The 17,037-nt window shown below is 39.5% G+C and carries 21 protein-coding genes; 6 read left to right on the forward strand and 15 right to left on the reverse strand.

Annotated elements, in window-relative coordinates; all coding sequences use genetic code 11:
• Positions 1-113: 113 nt before the first annotated feature.
• Positions 114-761 (reverse strand): TetR/AcrR family transcriptional regulator, encoded by a 648-nt coding sequence (locus tag AC1IR0_RS08290; RefSeq protein ID WP_314103097.1) that lies wholly within the window; start codon positions 759-761, stop codon positions 114-116.
• 230 nt (positions 762-991) lie between these two features.
• Here AC1IR0_RS08290 and prpB point away from each other — a divergent pair, with 230 nt between their 5' ends.
• Together prpB and prpC are read left to right on the forward strand one after the other, a co-directional pair.
• Positions 992-1,876: a methylisocitrate lyase gene (gene prpB / locus AC1IR0_RS08295; RefSeq protein WP_004280180.1), complete on the forward strand. Its 885-nt coding sequence runs from the start codon at positions 992-994 to the stop codon at positions 1,874-1,876.
• 4 nt (positions 1,877-1,880) lie between these two features.
• Positions 1,881-3,020, forward strand: a complete 1,140-nt coding sequence (gene prpC, locus AC1IR0_RS08300; protein ID WP_004646790.1) for a bifunctional 2-methylcitrate synthase/citrate synthase — start codon at positions 1,881-1,883, stop codon at positions 3,018-3,020.
• Between the two features lie 65 nt (positions 3,021-3,085).
• Here prpC and AC1IR0_RS08305 read toward each other — a convergent pair whose 3' ends face one another.
• Both AC1IR0_RS08305 and AC1IR0_RS08310 read right to left on the reverse strand, forming a co-directional pair.
• On the reverse strand, positions 3,086-3,706 hold the full coding sequence (locus tag AC1IR0_RS08305) for an aminotransferase (RefSeq protein WP_479741325.1): 621 nt from the start codon (positions 3,704-3,706) through the stop codon (positions 3,086-3,088).
• A 102-nt stretch (positions 3,707-3,808) separates the two neighbouring features.
• Positions 3,809-4,285 carry a CinA family protein gene (locus AC1IR0_RS08310; protein ID WP_253099254.1) on the reverse strand — a complete coding sequence of 159 codons (477 nt, stop codon included), beginning with the start codon at positions 4,283-4,285 and terminating at the stop codon, positions 3,809-3,811.
• A gap of 252 nt (positions 4,286-4,537) precedes the next feature.
• On the opposite strand from AC1IR0_RS08310, the gene AC1IR0_RS08315 reads away from it, so the two are divergent.
• Both AC1IR0_RS08315 and AC1IR0_RS08320 read left to right on the forward strand, forming a co-directional pair.
• Positions 4,538-4,768, forward strand: a complete 231-nt coding sequence (locus AC1IR0_RS08315; protein ID WP_004280185.1) for a hypothetical protein — start codon at positions 4,538-4,540, stop codon at positions 4,766-4,768.
• A 622-nt stretch (positions 4,769-5,390) separates the two neighbouring features.
• Positions 5,391-5,645: a hypothetical protein gene (locus tag AC1IR0_RS08320; protein WP_409653166.1), complete on the forward strand. Its 255-nt coding sequence runs from the start codon at positions 5,391-5,393 to the stop codon at positions 5,643-5,645.
• Between the two features lie 105 nt (positions 5,646-5,750).
• On the opposite strand, the gene AC1IR0_RS08325 is transcribed toward AC1IR0_RS08320, so the two are convergent.
• Positions 5,751-6,092 (reverse strand): hypothetical protein, encoded by a 342-nt coding sequence (locus tag AC1IR0_RS08325; protein WP_409653168.1) that lies wholly within the window; start codon positions 6,090-6,092, stop codon positions 5,751-5,753.
• A gap of 1,603 nt (positions 6,093-7,695) precedes the next feature.
• On the opposite strand from AC1IR0_RS08325, the gene AC1IR0_RS08330 reads away from it, so the two are divergent.
• Complete coding sequence (locus AC1IR0_RS08330) at positions 7,696-7,836, forward strand: hypothetical protein (RefSeq protein ID WP_005107128.1); 141 nt, start codon at positions 7,696-7,698, stop codon at positions 7,834-7,836.
• Positions 7,837-7,877: 41 nt separating this feature from the next.
• Here AC1IR0_RS08330 and AC1IR0_RS08335 read toward each other — a convergent pair whose 3' ends face one another.
• The 3 genes from AC1IR0_RS08335 to AC1IR0_RS08345 all read right to left on the reverse strand — a co-directional run bounded on the left by AC1IR0_RS08335 (position 7,878) and on the right by AC1IR0_RS08345 (position 11,252).
• Positions 7,878-8,510, reverse strand: a complete 633-nt coding sequence (locus tag AC1IR0_RS08335) for an SOS response-associated peptidase (protein ID WP_409653170.1) — start codon at positions 8,508-8,510, stop codon at positions 7,878-7,880.
• Positions 8,511-8,736: 226 nt separating this feature from the next.
• Positions 8,737-9,942 carry an alpha/beta fold hydrolase gene (locus tag AC1IR0_RS08340; RefSeq protein ID WP_479741274.1) on the reverse strand — a complete coding sequence of 402 codons (1,206 nt, stop codon included), beginning with the start codon at positions 9,940-9,942 and terminating at the stop codon, positions 8,737-8,739.
• A 170-nt stretch (positions 9,943-10,112) separates the two neighbouring features.
• Positions 10,113-11,252: a catalase family protein gene (locus AC1IR0_RS08345; RefSeq protein ID WP_409653174.1), complete on the reverse strand. Its 1,140-nt coding sequence runs from the start codon at positions 11,250-11,252 to the stop codon at positions 10,113-10,115.
• 592 nt (positions 11,253-11,844) lie between these two features.
• Between AC1IR0_RS08345 and AC1IR0_RS08350 the strand changes: the two genes are divergently transcribed.
• Positions 11,845-13,110 carry an integrase family protein gene (locus tag AC1IR0_RS08350; RefSeq protein ID WP_243475496.1) on the forward strand — a complete coding sequence of 422 codons (1,266 nt, stop codon included), beginning with the start codon at positions 11,845-11,847 and terminating at the stop codon, positions 13,108-13,110.
• 10 nt (positions 13,111-13,120) lie between these two features.
• Here the strand turns inward: AC1IR0_RS08350 and AC1IR0_RS08355 are convergent, their stop codons facing one another.
• The 8 genes from AC1IR0_RS08355 to AC1IR0_RS08390 form a co-directional block, all read right to left on the reverse strand.
• Positions 13,121-13,339, reverse strand: a complete 219-nt coding sequence (locus tag AC1IR0_RS08355) for a helix-turn-helix domain-containing protein (protein ID WP_243475495.1) — start codon at positions 13,337-13,339, stop codon at positions 13,121-13,123.
• Between the two features lie 48 nt (positions 13,340-13,387).
• A complete protein-coding gene (locus tag AC1IR0_RS08360) occupies positions 13,388-13,552 on the reverse strand; it encodes a hypothetical protein (protein ID WP_243475494.1) in 165 nt (54 codons plus the stop codon).
• Positions 13,545-13,712 carry a hypothetical protein gene (locus AC1IR0_RS08365; RefSeq protein ID WP_243475493.1) on the reverse strand — a complete coding sequence of 56 codons (168 nt, stop codon included), beginning with the start codon at positions 13,710-13,712 and terminating at the stop codon, positions 13,545-13,547. The genes AC1IR0_RS08360 and AC1IR0_RS08365 overlap by 8 nt, the downstream gene beginning before the upstream one ends.
• The gene (locus AC1IR0_RS08370; RefSeq protein ID WP_004279593.1) at positions 13,712-14,098 is read right to left on the reverse strand and encodes a hypothetical protein; all 387 of its coding nucleotides are present in this window, start codon (positions 14,096-14,098) and stop codon (positions 13,712-13,714) included. The genes AC1IR0_RS08365 and AC1IR0_RS08370 overlap by 1 nt, the downstream gene beginning before the upstream one ends.
• Positions 14,098-14,340 carry a hypothetical protein gene (locus AC1IR0_RS08375; RefSeq protein ID WP_312586449.1) on the reverse strand — a complete coding sequence of 81 codons (243 nt, stop codon included), beginning with the start codon at positions 14,338-14,340 and terminating at the stop codon, positions 14,098-14,100. The genes AC1IR0_RS08370 and AC1IR0_RS08375 overlap by 1 nt, the downstream gene beginning before the upstream one ends.
• A gap of 130 nt (positions 14,341-14,470) precedes the next feature.
• Entirely contained in the window at positions 14,471-15,463 is a 993-nt protein-coding gene (locus AC1IR0_RS08380; protein WP_479741275.1) for a recombinase RecT, read from the reverse strand.
• An 18-nt stretch (positions 15,464-15,481) separates the two neighbouring features.
• Positions 15,482-16,462: a YqaJ viral recombinase family nuclease gene (locus AC1IR0_RS08385; protein WP_312586445.1), complete on the reverse strand. Its 981-nt coding sequence runs from the start codon at positions 16,460-16,462 to the stop codon at positions 15,482-15,484.
• On the reverse strand, positions 16,459-16,701 hold the full coding sequence (locus AC1IR0_RS08390) for a hypothetical protein (protein ID WP_312586444.1): 243 nt from the start codon (positions 16,699-16,701) through the stop codon (positions 16,459-16,461). The genes AC1IR0_RS08385 and AC1IR0_RS08390 overlap by 4 nt, the downstream gene beginning before the upstream one ends.
• Between the last annotated feature and the right edge of the window lie 336 nt (positions 16,702-17,037).

Consider the following 17,037-nt stretch of genomic DNA (forward strand, 5'->3'; position numbering starts at 1 on the left):
TCGTTACTCCACAATAATTGCCGAAAAACTCGATCAACAATCAGTTGTTGGTTAGTTTAAGAAAAAATACGGAATCGGCTAATATACTATAAGCAATGAAAAATGCAAAAAAACTAGACTTTTTGATGACCGTCTAAAAAGCGATCCACACAATAACTGATGTATTTGTCGATTTCCTGATCATCTTCCTGTACCGGAATTCCCATCAGAATACGCCATTCCAGATTGCGCAAAATACCAAAATACAACTGTGCCGAATATTGCGGATTCTCGCAATGCAATAAACCTTGCGCATCTGCCTGTTCTAAAGCCGTAGCAATGGCACTTTGTACATGCACCGGGCCTCGCTCATGAATATGCTGGGCAAGTTCTGGATTGCGCTGACTCTGTTCCAGCACCAGACGCATAAAGGCCGAGTTTTCAGGTTGCATGATCTGGTGATAAAAATTGATTAGCGTGTGTACTAAATAACTACGAAAATCCAGTGCCATCAATTCGATCGGAATACTGATATCTTCAAAAAACTTGATACGACGATAATCGCAGATGGCTTTAAACAAGCCTTCTTTATTGCCAAAGTATTTATAGATCGAAGCTTTGGAGCCTCCGGCATGCTGGACGATATCATCCAGAGAGACAGCGTCATAACCCCGTTCCAGAAATAGCTCGGTTGCACTGATCAGCAGCGCAATACAACGCTCATGACCACGTTTGGTCTGTGGCAGATCTTTGGCGAGCGGTTCTAGGGCAAGGTCTTGCATAGGAGATCGTACATCAACATGACAATAAAGATTGAAACGCCATCATAGCAAATATATGCACATATTTCATAATTGCGCCAGATAAGTGCGCTATTTGCTAATTAGGTAAAGCAAAACTTAAAAATTTGACTAAAGTTTTAGAGTATTTGTTCTATCGGGTTATGGAATGAGCAAGCCAAATGAGTATACTCGAATTTCAATAATTATAGCCAAGACTGTGGAAAAGGAAGATGACAGAACAAATGTCTGCAGGTTTAAGATTTAGACAAGCGCTTGAAGTCGAGAAACCATTGCAAATTATGGGCACGGTAAATGCCTATGCTGCCATGATGGCCAAACAGGTCGGTTATAAAGCCATTTATTTATCAGGTGCGGGTGTCGCGAATTATTCTTATGGTTTGCCTGACCTGGGCATGACCAGCCTGGATAATGTTCTTGAAGATGTACGCCGGATCACTGAACGTGTGGATACACCTTTACTGGTTGATATTGATACCGGTTGGGGCGGCGCATTAAATATTGCCCGAACGATCAAACAGATGATTGCAGCAGGAGCCGCTGCGGTTCATATTGAAGATCAGGTTGCACAGAAGCGTTGTGGTCATCGTCCAAATAAAGAAATCGTATCGCAACAGGAAATGGTCGATCGTATCAAAGCTGCTGTAGATGCGAAAACCGATTCAAACTTCGTGGTGATGGCGCGTACCGATGCGCTACAAAAAGAAGGCCTGCAAGCCGTGATTGACCGTGCTTCTGCCTGTGTTGAAGCGGGCGCAGATGCGATTTTTGCTGAAGCGATGACTGATATCACCATGTACCGTACAGTATGTGATGCGGTCGGTGTGCCAGTCCTGGCGAATATTACCGAATTTGGTGATACGCCGTATTATACGGTAGATGAATTGGCTGAGCAGGGCATTGGCATGGTGCTGTATCCATTGTCAGCGACACGTGCAATGCAAAAAGCCGCACTTGAAGTGATGCGTTCGGTGCGCGAACATGGTACTCAGGTAAATGTGCTGGATATCATGCAACAACGAAAAGAACTCTACGAATTTTTAGATTATCACAGCTTCGAAGACACATTAGATAAACTGTTTAAACAGGAGAATTAAAAAAATGGCTGAAGGAAAAGTACTCACTGGCGCAGGATTGCGCGGACAAGTGGCAGGTAAAACCTCACTTTCAACAGTAGGCAAAAGTGGCGCAGGCCTGACCTATCGCGGTTATGACGTACAGGATCTGGCTGAACATTGCCAGTTTGAAGAAGTCGCTTACCTGATTTTCTTCGGAGAATTGCCGACATCAGAGCAATTGGCAGCCTACAAAGCCAAACTGAAATCCTTACGCACTTTACCTCAGGCATTAAAAGAAGTCCTTGAGCGTATTCCTGCCGACTCACATCCAATGGATGTGATGCGTACTGGCGTTTCCATGCTGGGCAATCTTGAAACTGAGCAATCTTTTGAGCAGCAACAGGATATCGCAGACCGTATTTTGGCAACTTTGCCGGCAATGATCTGTTACTGGTATCGTTATAGCCATGACGGCGTGCGTATTGAAGAAAATACCGATGATGATTCAATCGGTGCGCAGTTCCTGAATCTACTGCATGGCGAAAAGCCAAATGAATTACATGAACAGGTGATGAATGTTTCCTTGATTCTGTATGCAGAGCATGAATTCAACGCTTCAACTTTTACCGCTCGTGTGTGTGCATCAACGCTGTCCGATATGCACTCTTGTATTACCGGTGCAATCGGTTCCTTGCGTGGCCCTCTACATGGCGGTGCCAACGAAGCTGCGATGGACATGATTGAAAACTGGAAGTCGCCTGAAGAAGCTGAACGTGAAATGCTGGGCATGCTGGAACGTAAAGAAAAAATCATGGGCTTCGGTCATGCGATCTATAAGGACAATGATCCGCGTAATGGCATTATTAAAGTCTGGTCTGAGCGTTTGGCCAAAGATGTCGGTGATACGGTACTTTATCCAGTCTCGGTACGCTGTGAAGAAGTCATGTGGCGTGAGAAGAAATTATTCTGTAATGCGGATTTCTTCCATGCATCTGCCTATCATTTTATGGGCATTCCAACCAAGCTGTTTACCCCGATCTTTGTTATGTCGCGTGTGACAGGCTGGGCCGCACATGTGATGGAACAACGTGCAGACAACCGTATTATCCGTCCAAGCGCGGACTATACCGGTCCTGAACTGCGTAAAGTAGTGCCAATCGCTGAACGTTCTACCGCAGCTTAATCTGTTTCTGTAGTAAAAATAAAAAATAAGGTCTCAATTGAGACCTTATTTTTTTATCGGTTTAGTTATCGACTTAACAGTGCTGGATCTTCAATGCTATAACCTGTTTCAAAAGGAATACCCAGATACTTTACTATTACTAGGGTCTTATTCTGTCGCGGAACTTTATAGGCTTGGCTAATTTTTAAGCCTTGCTGATAACTGACGGCTTGCTGAACCGGGCTTTTTTGTAAGCCGGATTTCACTTGATATTGATAGGTCCATTTTGGCACTTTTTCCTGAGGGTCATGCCAGGCAGGTGCGCTACCTTTTCTTGTCTTTAAGACCTTAAGCTGTGGCTTTGATTTTTGAACCGGATTTAATGGAACTAAACGTTTTTTGATTTTGGCAATGTCTTGATCAAACTTGCGACTGTCTTGATCATAATCGATGCGCTTGGTTTTAGGATTGATATATAAGTAATTGACCTGAACCAGCTGATTTGATTTTTGGGATTTAAAATTATAATAATACAGTTGAGGCAAGCGTCCACGACCATCAAGATAATGACGCATGATATAAAGCTTCTGTTCTTTGACTTCATAGCCTAGAACTTCAATATTTTGTGGACCGCCTACGGTAGCGAAAGCCAGAGTGGGCAAGCTCAGAGGGAGCAGAAGCAGTGCAGTTTTAATATTCATGGTCATTCCACCCTCAAAAAAATAGATTGGCATTTGATCATGCCAATCTATCTTAAAATACGGTAGAAATAATGAAGCTTATTCAGGCTATACAGTAACTTTGAAAGCTTAGCTGTTATTCAACAGATTGATCATGTCATGTGCAACCACAGCTGACAGTTTGTTGAGGCGTTCAAGTGGCGAGCCTTTTAGATAATACTGGAACTGATGGATTTGCGTGGCGTCATTAATGGCCACAAAAAATGTTCCTTCCGGTTTCTCTGGTGTCGCGCTACCACCTGGTTTAAGTAACCCTGTACAAGCGATAATCCAGTCAGCATCACGGAACATTTTTTTACCTGCTTCCGCCAGAGCAACTGTTACCGGCATAGATTCCGCAGTATGACTATTGATCAGATTCTTGGAAATGCCCAATACTGAAGTCTTGACACTTACATCGTAACAGATCAAACCACCAATCAGAATTTCGGCACCTTCTCCTTTACAAATGGAGAACTGGCTACTGAGATATCCAGAACTTGCGCTTTCGATAAAGGCAATTTTTATGTTTTTCTCTTCGAGTAAGCCGCAACAGGTTTTTATCATAGTCTCTATATTTTCTTTGTGGGAGTGATTTTAGATCAATTTAGACAGATTTTTTTTGTCGATCAACTCCAAGTATATTTATATTTTTATGAAAGTTAAAATTTTTTTCATAGATTAGTGTAATTTCATGTTGATCTGATCGCAAAATCTGAATGGTTAAAGCTTGGGCTATTTTCAAAAATAGAGGTTTCTTCTCAGGCGGAACAGTGGTAAAAATAAAAATAAAGTGCTTAGTGAAAGTAGGGTGTTGGAATGAAAACCACAGTAAAATATGTAGTCTTAAAAAGTCTTGACTATCAATTGGGTACACCATTATTTCAGGAAGAAATTGACGCTGATGGTCAATATTTTGATCAGATACCAAGCACAATTTCTTATCAGAATTTACAGTTCAAAGTAAAAAGCAAAGAGCTTAAACGTTTGCATCTGGCCGAAGAGCAGGAAGATACTCAAACGATTATCGTCAAAGTGGTCAATATCTAATAAAAACTGAATTTAATAAGCCTCTTTAAAAGAGGCTTATTAATTATCAATAGATTAATAAATATAATTACAAACAATGATTTGATCTAAGTTTATACCAAAATAATAAGTAAAAATATTTGAATTAAAGTCAAGGTAAATTCGAAACAGCTTAAGTTTTATTGGTGAGGTCATGTTAAGTATCGTATTTCCTTACACTTAAGAATATTCAAAAAGAATTGTATTTTTAATGTTTTATTTAATTTTTTAAAAATATAGAAGATTTAGATTTATTTTTATATATTTATAAATATCAATAGTATAGTTATTAAGTGGTTCTGTTTAATAACGCTTTTTAAATTTTATTAAAAATTTTCCTATATATGAAATAGGACTTAAGTTATTCCTTTTATTGGATAATAAATTTTTGACCTATAAAGTCTTTCATTATGTTTCTGTTGCATTATATCAGGTAATTTATGTTGCGCATTAATCTCCACTTCAAGTACTTATCTTACTATTTTTTACATTGAATTAATCTGTAACAGGTTAAAGGTTGGCGAAATCTGAAAAATGCGTAGAGTAGATATTAAGTCGAAATCTATCGGCTTTTAATTTAAAGCAAATAGTAAGGAATACCACCATGGCTAATAATCAACAGCAAGACCAACAGAAACAGCAGCAACAACAGCAACAGCAAAATCAACAGCGCAATCAAGATCAGCAACAACAACAGCCACAAGATGGTCAACACAATCAGCAACAGCGCGACCAGCAGCAACAACAGCAGCCGCAGCGCAATCAGCAACAAAACCAGCAAGGCCAACAGCAACAACAACAGCCACAGCAAAACAGTAACCAACAGCAACAACGTTCACGTAATCAACAAGATCAGTGAAAACCACAGCGTTAATTCTTTTTAAGATATACGCTCTTCATAAAAAAACCGCCTGAATCAGGCGGTTTTTTATAAATTTCATTTCACAATTAGACTAAGTATTTATTAACACTGAATATTGGCTTTTAGCTTGTAGAAATTCAAGGCATTGTCTAGGTCTGTGAGCAACTCTTTTTCTGTATATTCCTTGGGTGCAAGTTTTAGCAGAGCAAGCATGTAGTTATTTTTATATTCTTTAGGATATTGTTCACACAGGATGCGTGTTCTTTCTTCCAGACTAATTGTTGAAGAGTCGAGTTTGTCCAGATAAGCACTGAGTTGATTATCTGACTGTTCAAACTGCGCTTTAATATTTGCAGCAGCCTCGGCTGAATTCTCTGCTTGCTGTTTTTGGCAGCCGCTTATTGCCAGACTCATCAATAAAGTAATTAATATGCGATTTTTCATGCTGCCAAAATATTGTTATTGCTCATATGAAAAATTATAGAGAGAAAAGACTAAAAAGAAAGCAATGATCTATAAACTTTATGAGACATTGAACATTCATAACATCCGATATTGACTGAAATAAGGAATTTTCTTCTAAAAATCTAAATTAACCCATTCTCACTTATAGGTTTAGCAATTCTTCTTGGGTTTTGGTTATTTAGTAATCTTATTTTCTCATTAAAAATATTTTTGGATAAATTACAGTCATTTAATTAACAAAAGTAATGGTTTTTTCATATTTTGAAACATTGCATCTATATATCCTACACAGATCGGCTGCATGGCTAGTGATATCTTGGCGTCATTCTAAGAACTTAATGAAAATAATTAAAAATCAGCATATTATAAGGCCTGTTTAATTTAGGAGAGTTAAACAGGCTTTTTCTTTTCCGTCTTAAATCTGGTTTTTTCTTTGCTGATTGTATTTTTTGGTCATTCTCTTTCACATAAGTTTTCATACACAACATAAAGCCTGAAAATTTCCTCAGGAGAGATACATGAATAGATGTTATTTATATATCTCTTTTCACGAAAAGACAGGACAAAGCTATGATGAGATGTATATGCGCATTTGGCATGGGCGTAATGGTTGGTTGTTGTTTTAAATCTTGCAAAGAGAAAATGTGTCAGATGATGAGCAGCAAGCATTGTAAAAGTGATCATTGTAAAAAAGATCAGACGACTCAAGCTGAAGAGCCTGTACAAACTTAGCCCAAAAGCTTCAATTTTACTGAAAGGCTAAACAGAGCTGAGTACTGAAGTTGTTCTAGATCGCTGATCCAATCATTTTATATTGAATCATTCTATATTTAAAGCAATAAAGCTTGATCCTAGATTGAGCTTTTTACACTTAGGAGAAAAACATGATGCAATTTATATTTTGTTTATTTGGTCTTCATGGTGCGACTGAAATTAACTACACGTGTGACCATGATGAGGTCAAACAGTGTCGTGATTGCTTGAAAAATATTGAATAATGTGCCAAATCATCAGACATCTTAATGAAGATCAATCCCCGTTCAATCATCAGTTGGCGGGGTTTTTCTTTACTGATGAAATTTTTGGATATAAACATAATTTCTCACAAGGAATACTTTATAAAAGAATCATTTCAATAGGATTACGTTTTGATAAATTCTTAGCTGCTTAGAACTGGAATACAATAAAATTTATGCGTGTGATCACCCATGCTCGAATTCTTGAAGCAATTCAAAAGAGGCCACAGGCTGAAACTGCATTAGCTGGTGGGGATTGACTGATTAAGGCCAAGCATCCTAAAGGTTTTACTGAAATGAAAAGACTTTTTCCGGCAGTGGATAAGCTTAGAAAATTTCATGTATTCGATATCGGCTCGCACGCGAATTCATATTCTTTGCTGTACCATCTACGATCAGGCTGAACAGCTTATTTGCTCAGATGGACTTCAGGAATTGTGAAATGTAAAAGAGCACTTGAAGGAAAGTTTGTCTTTTAAAAAAACTGAATGTGCAACATAAATAACATTGATGTTTAGCAGCAGATGTCATATTTATCTCTTAATAGATATATGAAGGAGATACATATGACAAATAAGCCAGAGCAAGAATCAAATCCGCATAAAGAATCAAATGATGACAAGGGTAATCAGGCATCTTATAAGCATGTCAAACCAGAGAAGAAACCCAATGCAGAACCGGAAAATCCATTGAGAGAGCAAAAATAGCTTTTTCACATGGACGAAGCCCTAACTTGGTTTAGGGCTTTTTAATTTCCCGATAAACGTTGATCTCTAGGCTTTGCAATAAACTCTTTCATTTCAAAGAAAAATTCATGGGCTTGTTCATGATCGCAGTGCAACCAGTCATGTCGTGATTCTTCCGGAATTACAATAATCGAGCGTTTTTCGTCATTCGGGTCATGAAACTGTTTCATAAAGGGATGTTGATCTGAATTTATGGTTAGCATCGAAAATGATCTGATCTTCTCACCATCAATGTGTGCGTCATCATAAATCGCCGCAACGGTAAAAGGATTGCCATCTTCACGTGAAATACCAAACCAGTGCGGTTTACCCTCTATATATTTAGGTTCATAGAATGTATCGACCGGTACTAAAGCAAACTGGTTGTTTTTCCAGGCATGTCGAAAACTTGGTTTGGATGCTACTGTTTCTGTCCGTGCATTATAAGTATGCCGGCCATATTTTAGTTCTTTCGCCCAGGTTGGAATCAGTCCGAAACGTGCGATATCCAGCTCATACTCGTCAGCACCACGCATAATGATTGGTGCGGGTGCTAAAGGATAAATATGCGTTTTCATGCCCAGTTCGAGTTGCTCTTCATGAATATCTAATAAGGAAAGACGTTTTTTTGAGGGGAATTCATAGTTCGAGCACATAAATAACCTCTTTCATTCTAATTATTGTCTGCTAAAGAACTAAGGTATAAAAATGATGGGCTCAAAACAATTCGAAAGCGTAAGTGTAGTTTTAACACAAAGTAAGAATACGGATTAACATTAGTTTATCTTCTTTATAGAATAGTATTCCTTTAAAGGACTATTCTATAAATATGAAGATTAAAATATTTGCGTTTTTAATGATTAAATGCAAAAGCTCACCAAGTTATTTTGTAGGGCAGGTGCTCAAAGCTTTTCCTTGTCCAACTGAATTGATAAAGTTTCCAATCAGAAATTCACTCTGTCTTAAGGAATCACGATGATCTCCATTTTTGACTAGATGGAAGGCGATAGATTTCTGCTTCGTACATACCTGCTGATAGTAAGCATAAGTACCACGATCATCGACCAGTTGATCTTTCTCACCTTGTACCAGCAGAACCGGCACAGTCGGTGTCATATTCTCAATAGACTGTTCTTTTAAATAATTGGTCAAAGGTGCCAGATTTATATTTGATTTAAAGACAGTCTTAGGTGCTTGTTTTAGGTCAGATTGTAATTCTGACAAACAGCGACTGCGTGCATGATTAAGAATTTCTTCCATTTCTGGGCTAACTAAATTTGCTGGAGCAAGCATCGGGTCTGCAGCTTCTGCTCCTAAAAGCACAATTGGAAAAAATGCGGCGACATCAGTCGTGATTTGCGAATTGCTGGCAACATATTCAGCGATTCCTTCATATTGGTAACCGCCCGGTGCTAGTGCAATTGCCCCGCGAAGATCAAATTCAGGTGCATCTTTTTGACCGGCCGCAGCAATTTTAAGAGATGCTGCACCTCCTTGACTATGACCCATAACATACCAATTTTTACTAAAGCTATAAGGCTTTAAATGGTGGATCGCTCGTACAGCATCTACGACAGTATGCAACTGACTTCGCGCATTCATATAAGGATGACCGCCCGGAGTGCCTAAACCTTGATAATCAGGTGCAATGACTGCATAGCCGCGAGCGAGCCAGGCATTCAGTGCTTTAGCAGCGATTTGCTGATAGACATGGACTGGCCCACCCACATAATCCCCAGAGGGTGCACATGTATCAGCAACGCCAGTTGTACCATGCGCCCAAGCCAGAACAGGCCATCCATCTTTTGGGACTTTGCCTTTAGGTAACAAGATATAGCCTGAAGTGACGATGGGCTCGGATTTTGTGCCACGACTGCGATAATTGATTAAGAAACGTTGTGAGGCATTCGTAAACAGATCGGTATTTTGTTCTTGTATAGATAATATTGTACCCGGTATTTTTTCCGAAATATGAGATGCTTGGATTTTACTGTTATCGGGAAGTGGAGGAGGAGAGGCCATTATATATGTTGAGCCTAAACATAAACAGCTCATGATCAATTGAATAATAGGAGATTTAATTTTCATCACTGAACCATTTTCCTTTTTATAATGTCATTTTTAATGTAGCAGCTTTATTTATGTTTCTAAATTAACTCTGCACAAAGTTTGTAAACTAAAGCTTTTAAGTTAAGGCGAATGAGCAGTACAACTGGTTATTTTAGTCTAGCTGATAGCTTCATATAAGCACTTATATTTTAATGTGCTTCTGATCTGTGAGTAGAATTCATATCATGTCTAACTTTACTAATACGATCATAAATCACTTTTCGCATTCGGTTTATTACTCCCAGAGGTTTGTGCTCCGGTAGTGTATGCCATGGTGTAAAAGAGAGGTTTTCACAGAACTTGTTTTGTTCAGGCGTATCAAAAACTTGCTGAGGAATATGAATAGTGGCTACCTTGTAAAAAGGCGCCTCAATTTCTTGCCATTCAGTCATGGAATCTTCGACCGACATGGTGTTTGAGGTTCTAGGCTGTACCAAAAACTCCATACATGCTTCACTTTTTTGCAAATATTTGCGCAGGTTTTCTCTTAGAAAATTATGATGGGGAGCATGTGGAAGAGGATCTGTCACTGTCGAACATGTTTGAGCTGAATACTTTACAGCTTGACGATCAGTGCCTATTCCTAATTGATAGGGCACCATAGACCAATATCTAGTTTGCAAAGGATTAGAAATTTTATTTCTCGTATTTAAGGCAATCCAGGTTCCTTTAGCTCCTAATGCAAAAGGAATATGCAACTTATTGAAAAATCTATCGCTATTTATATCTTGCATAAATGACATATATCGGACTGGATCATTCACAAAAAAGACAGGATGATTGATCATAATGAAATCTTGAGTAGAGGTTTCATCATCTAAAAGCTTTTCTCCCGGTACAGCCAGAAGTTTTATCGCCATGCCACGGGCATCTTTTTTAATATCTGCTTGTTGGGCATCTTTAGAACCATTAGAGAAACGAATCCAGGCTTGATATGTTTTTCCCGGAATAAAAACACCTTGAACCAAGTTTTTAGGAAGAACTTCATCTACTTTGAATTCTGCACGTACACAACCATGTGCTTTGGGATGGGCATCACGTAGCGCGATACCTGTGGAATATTCTTTCCGAATCGATATCTCAATTATATCTGCGATTTTTTCAGTTATGTTTGCTTCATCAGGATAAAGACTTTCACTTAAATGATGATCTATATTGGGATGAATATTATCTTTTGGAGAGTTAGATGCTATAGGGGAAGTGTTAGCATATGCAGCACTACAAATACTTATTGCCATTAGAGGGAGGAAGACTAGACCCGAGCATATAGGTTTTATAAAGTTAGGCATTGATTTTCTCCTTGCTATAAAGCTAGAGTTAGTTTTAATTTTTTAGCCTATGATCTGAAAATTCTTTGGACATACTTTAGCCATAAAATAATGATAATGTCTGTGTAATTATTGATCTTCAGATTTAAAGTCCATCCAACTCCTTTCTAAAAATGTTTCCATTCTTTATCGTGTGCTCAATATAGAAGCCGATTTATGTTCTTACTTTAATTTAACTCAGCACAGAGTTTTTTACTTTAGCAAAATTTAGCCATAAACTTATGAAAATTTATTTTTAGAATAATGCGAGATGCTCGTAGAAAAATCAAGAGTCGTTGAATACAGTGCTATAGAAATTTATTGAGTTTAAAATTTTGAAAATATTAGGATATATAAATCAATGCCAGTTCTAGCAATCCAGCATAGACTCAGTGGATTTTACTTTTTTTATAATATACCTGTGGTATTTTAGTTTTTATAATGATAAATATAATCAGTAGCTTACTTTGATTTTGATGGTCGTTTTATAGTGAAATTTTTCAGCTTGTAGACTATTTGTAGACTGTTGAGAAACATGCTTAAATCAGAACTGCTAAAGGTTACTGGAAGACTCATGAAACTCAACAAGTCAAATGTTGATGCTATCCCATTGACTGAATCTGGTCAAAAAATTTATAGAGATTCAGAATTGATTGGTTTTGGCGTCCGGGCAACAAATAAATCTAAATCCTATATTATTGAGCGCCGTCATGCAGGGGAGCTTTTTCGAGTGGTCCTTGGAAAGACTAATGAGTTATCCGCATTAGCTGCAAGAGCCAAGGCTCAAATGATTCTGGCCAAGATTGCTAATGGGGAATATGTGCGCCCAGGCAAAGCAAAAGAAATTAATAATGCTTTGGATCTTACTGTGCAGGATGCTCTAGATATCTACTTAAGGAAAAATGACTTTAAGCCAAAGACTGTGCGTCAATACAATAAATATTTTGATCTATACTTGGGCTGGTCTAATAAGAAGTTATTTGAAATTACAAAAAATGAAGTCTTAGATAAATTTCTTGAGGTCACAAATATCAGTCCATCATCTGCGAATGGAGCAGTTTCGCTGTTGGGTACCTTATGGAAGTATATGCATGTGCTTTATTCCAGCGATGATGATCCGATTCTAAAAACAAATCCGGTTGATGTGATTGCTATCACAAAAGGATGGAATGTCATTGAACGTCGTGATCGCCATCTGCATAAGGATGTTATCTACAAATATTACAATGCAGTTCTGAACTATCAGGATGAGCTTAATTTAGAAAACACGGCACGTTCAAATACTCACAGAGATATTTTATTATTCGCTATGTATACAGGTTGCCGTCGCCAGGAAGTATGTCAATTAAAATGGACTGATATAAACTTTAAAAATGGTACTGTAATTTTTAAAGATACTAAGAACGGGAGTGATCACTTATTCCCAATTGGGGATCATCTCTTACTTATCTTAAAAGATCGGTTTTTGCTTCGTGAAAACGATTGGGTATTTCCGGCAACCAAAATTCCCACTTCAGCAAATATACATGCCACTAAGGTTGATCGCATCTTAAATGTTGTAGGTGAGCAAGTTGGATATTATGTATCAATGCATGATTTCCGACGTACATTCGCAACGATTTGCAATCTGCTTCGTTTCAATATCTATGTAACCAAGCGACTGCTAAATCATACGACCAGGCCTAGAGTGGACGTAACCGGAGGATATGTTCAGATTCCTATGGAGGAATTAAAAGCATCTATGAATATGATTGAGGCGGTATATCAAGGAAAGATCAATTGCTTTGATTATGAAAGTGTCTGGGATGAAAGATTGAAACAAATAAAAGCCCCTAACTAAGGGGCTTGTTTTATGCGTATTGGGCCGTGCAATGAACAGTGCGGCTATGCTCATAAGCCAGCACGTCACGTTTCTTATATGCCACACGACGACCGATTTTAGTATATGGCAAGTCAGATCCATCACACCGCATTCTTGCTAAAGTCCAGGGTGAGCAACCCAGATAAAGTGCTACAACTTCCTGGCTAAAATTCTGATCTTCGGGAGCACCAATGAACCATTCAAGCATTGAGCTTTTTTCCTTCTCAGAAGATTCTTGCAAATTCCTTAAGGCCATTTAAGACACCTCCTTTAAGCTTTTTACTACTGTTTCCGGCAATCCATACACATCTTTAAAAGCTTGATCAAAACCACCGTCAGCAATGAATTGATCCATGAGATTTACTTGCTTATCGATATTGCTATCTTCACAAGGCTCACATGGTTTTTGAATATCAATCATTGTTTTCTCCTTGAGCCTTCAAGTATTCAAATTTTGCATCTGCCCAGTTCTTTGCATCATATGGGCTTAAACCTTTTTTCTTGCACCAATCAGCGCACCAGAGCCATTGCGCATCATCAAATTGAGTAGGCTCAATGACTCGTTTAGAACTACTATCCATCACGCCACCTCATAGAAGCGCTTGGCTTCTTCAAAATTTGATGTAGTAAGTGGTGATGAGCCTTTTTTGTAGCATTCAACAATCTCACCATATTTAAAAACTTTGCATGCTGTTGGTAGGTCAAAGCACTGGTACATCGGCTCTTTAAACCAATCTTCTGTGTAAAACATTTGTTCTTGGTGGTCTTCGGCTGTGCCTTCCCATTCTTGAACCTGAAAGTATTCATCAAATGATTCGATCATGAACTGATTGCCTTCAGCCTTAGTCATTGCTCTGTAACGAGCCAAAGCACGTTCAGCAATTTCTTTTGATACGGCAGGTGACTGCTCATGCGGACTATCATCTTCAGGGCAGATTCCTACGCACCACAATTTATTCTTTTCCATCACGCCACCTTCACATCTAAATAATCAGGGTTATCTAGGTGTTCTTCATATTCATCGAATAGCGCCTGACATGCTGCATTACCTGTTAAATCTTTCTTTAAGAGCACGTAACTCAGTGTCTTGCGTGTGCCTTTGCCGCTAAATGTCGAGCTGCCATCCGCAAGTTCATTTTTGGTATAACCCAATTTTTCTAGCCACAGCTTGAAACCAACTTCATGCTTCTTTTTAATTCTGAAGATCATCTGTACCCCCAGGTGTTCGCAAAATTTCGAAGGCAATCATCAATACCGAATAGGTTGATGTTGCGGTAAGTTCTAACCCGACCTTTGTGCTGCACAAGCAGCACGCGGGTCATTGAAGAGTAGGAGTAACTCATGGCGTTAGCGCCGCTTCTTGTGCTTCATACGCAGAATTGATTTGTGAGATATGTTCTTCAGTCATCTGAGCCGTGAAGGGTTCAAAGCGTGAAGCCATAATTGCGTTAAGCTCCTCCAGATCGGTCGTGTTGCTGATCTCGTTAATTACTGACTGAATTGATTCATCAGGAAAAGCCTGAGCGGCTTTTAGCTCTTTACGCTTAGCTTTAAATACTTCACCGATTTCAGACTTAGCTGGCTCACCTAAATTCAACTCAGCAATGTCAGCACCGATCTGATCGAGTTCCTCAAGAGAAGTGGCGTTATCAATACGTTGGTAATACGGGGTTAGGTCAATTTCTGTAGCCACCGACTCGACAGCATCTTTCTTTTTGGCCATGCGCGCTTTCAGCGATGACGATCCGCTATTTGCCTTCGTTGTACTGGTTTCTGGTGCAGTGGGAGTAATATCGATTTCCTTATCCTTTTCCTCTTCAGCAATTGCCATACCTTTAAGCACATCCGGGAATACGTCACGAAGGGCATAAGAGCGTGCACGTAGCTTTAACATGCGTTTTGGATATTGTGTCCAAGGCCCTTGTTTACCTGATAGACCTGCCTTTTTCGCATCCTCCATTGTGAATACTGAAGTAACTGGTTCTTCATTTTTCCGCTTCACAGTTACAGTGGCTTTTTGACCATCTTCGGAAATCTCCTCACGGATGAAGTCGAGTAGACCAGATCCACGAACAAGGGCAAGCATTGCATCACCCCAGATAGAAGGGCGACCATTAATCACGGCAATGTTTTGCATAGCTTGTAATGGCTGCAAGCCAATTTCAGCACCCCATTGCATAGCAACAAGAATGTTCCCAGGCTTGCGCTGGTAGTCCTTCGGCACAATGTCAGACTCGGCAAGGATGCCGGCAATCTGCATTGCTTCTTGCAGGTTGTTCGGAGTTAAGAAATTAACGGCAGCGTTTTGGCCTGTTTTAACAATTGAGTTCATATTCTTCTACCTTAAATCTTAATTAATGCGCAGCACGCGAGTGCTTGAAGTCTTCACAAATTGTTCGTAAATATCCGGGTGAGCGGCTTTCAGTGCTTTGCTATCTAGGGTGTTGCGTTCTTGGTATTTGAATGTTGCTAGACGCTTTTCCTCAGCAATAATCATCTCCGCATCTTCCATGCGGGTGCAGATTTGTAGCTTAAGGGTATCTAACTCACCACTGGCTTCTTTGATCGTGGCGTTTAGGTCCTTATATTCAGCGACCAGCTGAGCAAGGTCGTCATCTGCCTGTAGTGCCTGATCAGGATTATGAGTAGACCAGCGATGCAGAACATCATCAAACGTGGTTGGAGCTGGTGGTACGTCAGCCTGAACATGCTCATTCCAGAACTTTGAGCATTCATCTGTGAGCATTTCAAACAGCTCAGGATCGAATGCGACCTGATAGCTACGGAACTTCTGACCACCGATCAGCACACCCAAGCCACACATCGAAGCGCCTGTAATACCCATGTACCACTGCACTTGCGTCAGGTAGTAATCTGGCACCTGTTCAGACTGCTCATCACCCCACAATTTAGCCAGGTACTGGTTAGCAGTCTTGCATTCTAGAATACGGTCAGTGGTCAGCTTTCCATCTTTGATACGGACATTACCTGCAATTTCTGGATTGATAATGGCACGGTCAATATTGGCACGCATCCAGTCATGTTCAGGGTGAGCAATCGTTGCATTAACACGCTGTACCTTTACGCCGTTTCGTTTGGCGTACTCCTTTGCCACAATGTCTTCAAGCATGTTGCCCCAGTAGGCCGGTTCGCTGGTGCTGTCTTTTAGTTCAGAGCGACCGGTCTTGTCCAGCCAAAGCTGATACGGTGAGCTATATTTGCTTAAGCCCAAGATTGCCGCCACATCAGAACCACCAATACCAAGACGACGTGACTGCAACCATTCTTGACGAGCATCTTCAATGCTTTGTAAATTTACTTGAGTATTCACTTTACACCTCCAACAGCTTTAACAATCGCTTCAGCTTGATAAGCAGCTTCTTTGTCCGCTGCATAGCCAGCCATTAAGGCAAGGCCCATAAAGATTGAAAATAAAAGGAGCCATGCAGCTACATTCGAAGCGACTTCTTTCGCTACAGATTTAGGTTTTGGATGTTGGTACAAGCGCTCAGATGTTTGGCGCGACTGGCCGAACTCCGGCAGGTTGCTTTGAATAGGATTTTTGTTCATAATTGATCTCGCAGTTATCTGTAAAAGCGCTTCGGGTCTCAAACTTCGGCGCTTTTTTGTTGTCTACGAGAACTAAAGTAAGTTAACTTACCTAATAAGTCAATACAAATGGTAATAAAAATTACTTTTGTGTTTTAATAGACAAAAGAAAACCCATCACAGGGATGGGTTGTTTGGAGTTTATTGAGATGACTAGAGAAGAGTTTCGGGCGAATCTATATCAAACATATGTGTCTTTAGGTACACATGATCATGTACTGATACAGGAGTACATAAATATAGCTGAAGCTTATGTATTCGATAATAAGCAGCTCACTATTACTGATCAAGAGGCGA

This window comes from Acinetobacter sp. 129952, assembly GCF_056642055.1.

What these genes read in the sequence shown, in the direction of transcription:
- AC1IR0_RS08365 (WP_243475493.1), bottom strand. Translation starts at nt 13,712, where the DNA reads ATGGATAGTAGTTCTAAACGAGTCATTGAGCCTACTCAATTTGATGAT.
- AC1IR0_RS08360 (WP_243475494.1), bottom strand. Translation starts at nt 13,552, where the DNA reads ATGATTGATATTCAAAAACCATGTGAGCCTTGTGAAGATAGCAATATC.
- AC1IR0_RS08380 (WP_479741275.1), bottom strand. Translation starts at nt 15,463, where the DNA reads ATGAACTCAATTGTTAAAACAGGCCAAAACGCTGCCGTTAATTTCTTA.
- AC1IR0_RS08290 (WP_314103097.1), bottom strand. Translation starts at nt 761, where the DNA reads ATGCAAGACCTTGCCCTAGAACCGCTCGCCAAAGATCTGCCACAGACC.
- AC1IR0_RS08310 (WP_253099254.1), bottom strand. Translation starts at nt 4,285, where the DNA reads ATGATAAAAACCTGTTGCGGCTTACTCGAAGAGAAAAACATAAAAATT.
- AC1IR0_RS08370 (WP_004279593.1), bottom strand. Translation starts at nt 14,098, where the DNA reads ATGGAAAAGAATAAATTGTGGTGCGTAGGAATCTGCCCTGAAGATGAT.
- AC1IR0_RS08320 (WP_409653166.1), top strand. Translation starts at nt 5,391, where the DNA reads ATGGCTAATAATCAACAGCAAGACCAACAGAAACAGCAGCAACAACAG.
- AC1IR0_RS08340 (WP_479741274.1), bottom strand. Translation starts at nt 9,942, where the DNA reads ATGAAAATTAAATCTCCTATTATTCAATTGATCATGAGCTGTTTATGT.
- AC1IR0_RS08305 (WP_479741325.1), bottom strand. Translation starts at nt 3,706, where the DNA reads ATGACCATGAATATTAAAACTGCACTGCTTCTGCTCCCTCTGAGCTTG.
- AC1IR0_RS08350 (WP_243475496.1), top strand. Translation starts at nt 11,845, where the DNA reads ATGAAACTCAACAAGTCAAATGTTGATGCTATCCCATTGACTGAATCT.
- AC1IR0_RS08330 (WP_005107128.1), top strand. Translation starts at nt 7,696, where the DNA reads ATGACAAATAAGCCAGAGCAAGAATCAAATCCGCATAAAGAATCAAAT.
- AC1IR0_RS08375 (WP_312586449.1), bottom strand. Translation starts at nt 14,340, where the DNA reads ATGATCTTCAGAATTAAAAAGAAGCATGAAGTTGGTTTCAAGCTGTGG.
- AC1IR0_RS08345 (WP_409653174.1), bottom strand. Translation starts at nt 11,252, where the DNA reads ATGCCTAACTTTATAAAACCTATATGCTCGGGTCTAGTCTTCCTCCCT.
- prpB (WP_004280180.1), top strand. Translation starts at nt 992, where the DNA reads ATGACAGAACAAATGTCTGCAGGTTTAAGATTTAGACAAGCGCTTGAA.
- AC1IR0_RS08355 (WP_243475495.1), bottom strand. Translation starts at nt 13,339, where the DNA reads ATGCTTGAATGGTTCATTGGTGCTCCCGAAGATCAGAATTTTAGCCAG.
- prpC (WP_004646790.1), top strand. Translation starts at nt 1,881, where the DNA reads ATGGCTGAAGGAAAAGTACTCACTGGCGCAGGATTGCGCGGACAAGTG.
- AC1IR0_RS08335 (WP_409653170.1), bottom strand. Translation starts at nt 8,510, where the DNA reads ATGTGCTCGAACTATGAATTCCCCTCAAAAAAACGTCTTTCCTTATTA.
- AC1IR0_RS08390 (WP_312586444.1), bottom strand. Translation starts at nt 16,701, where the DNA reads ATGAACAAAAATCCTATTCAAAGCAACCTGCCGGAGTTCGGCCAGTCG.
- AC1IR0_RS08315 (WP_004280185.1), top strand. Translation starts at nt 4,538, where the DNA reads ATGAAAACCACAGTAAAATATGTAGTCTTAAAAAGTCTTGACTATCAA.
- AC1IR0_RS08325 (WP_409653168.1), bottom strand. Translation starts at nt 6,092, where the DNA reads ATGAAAAATCGCATATTAATTACTTTATTGATGAGTCTGGCAATAAGC.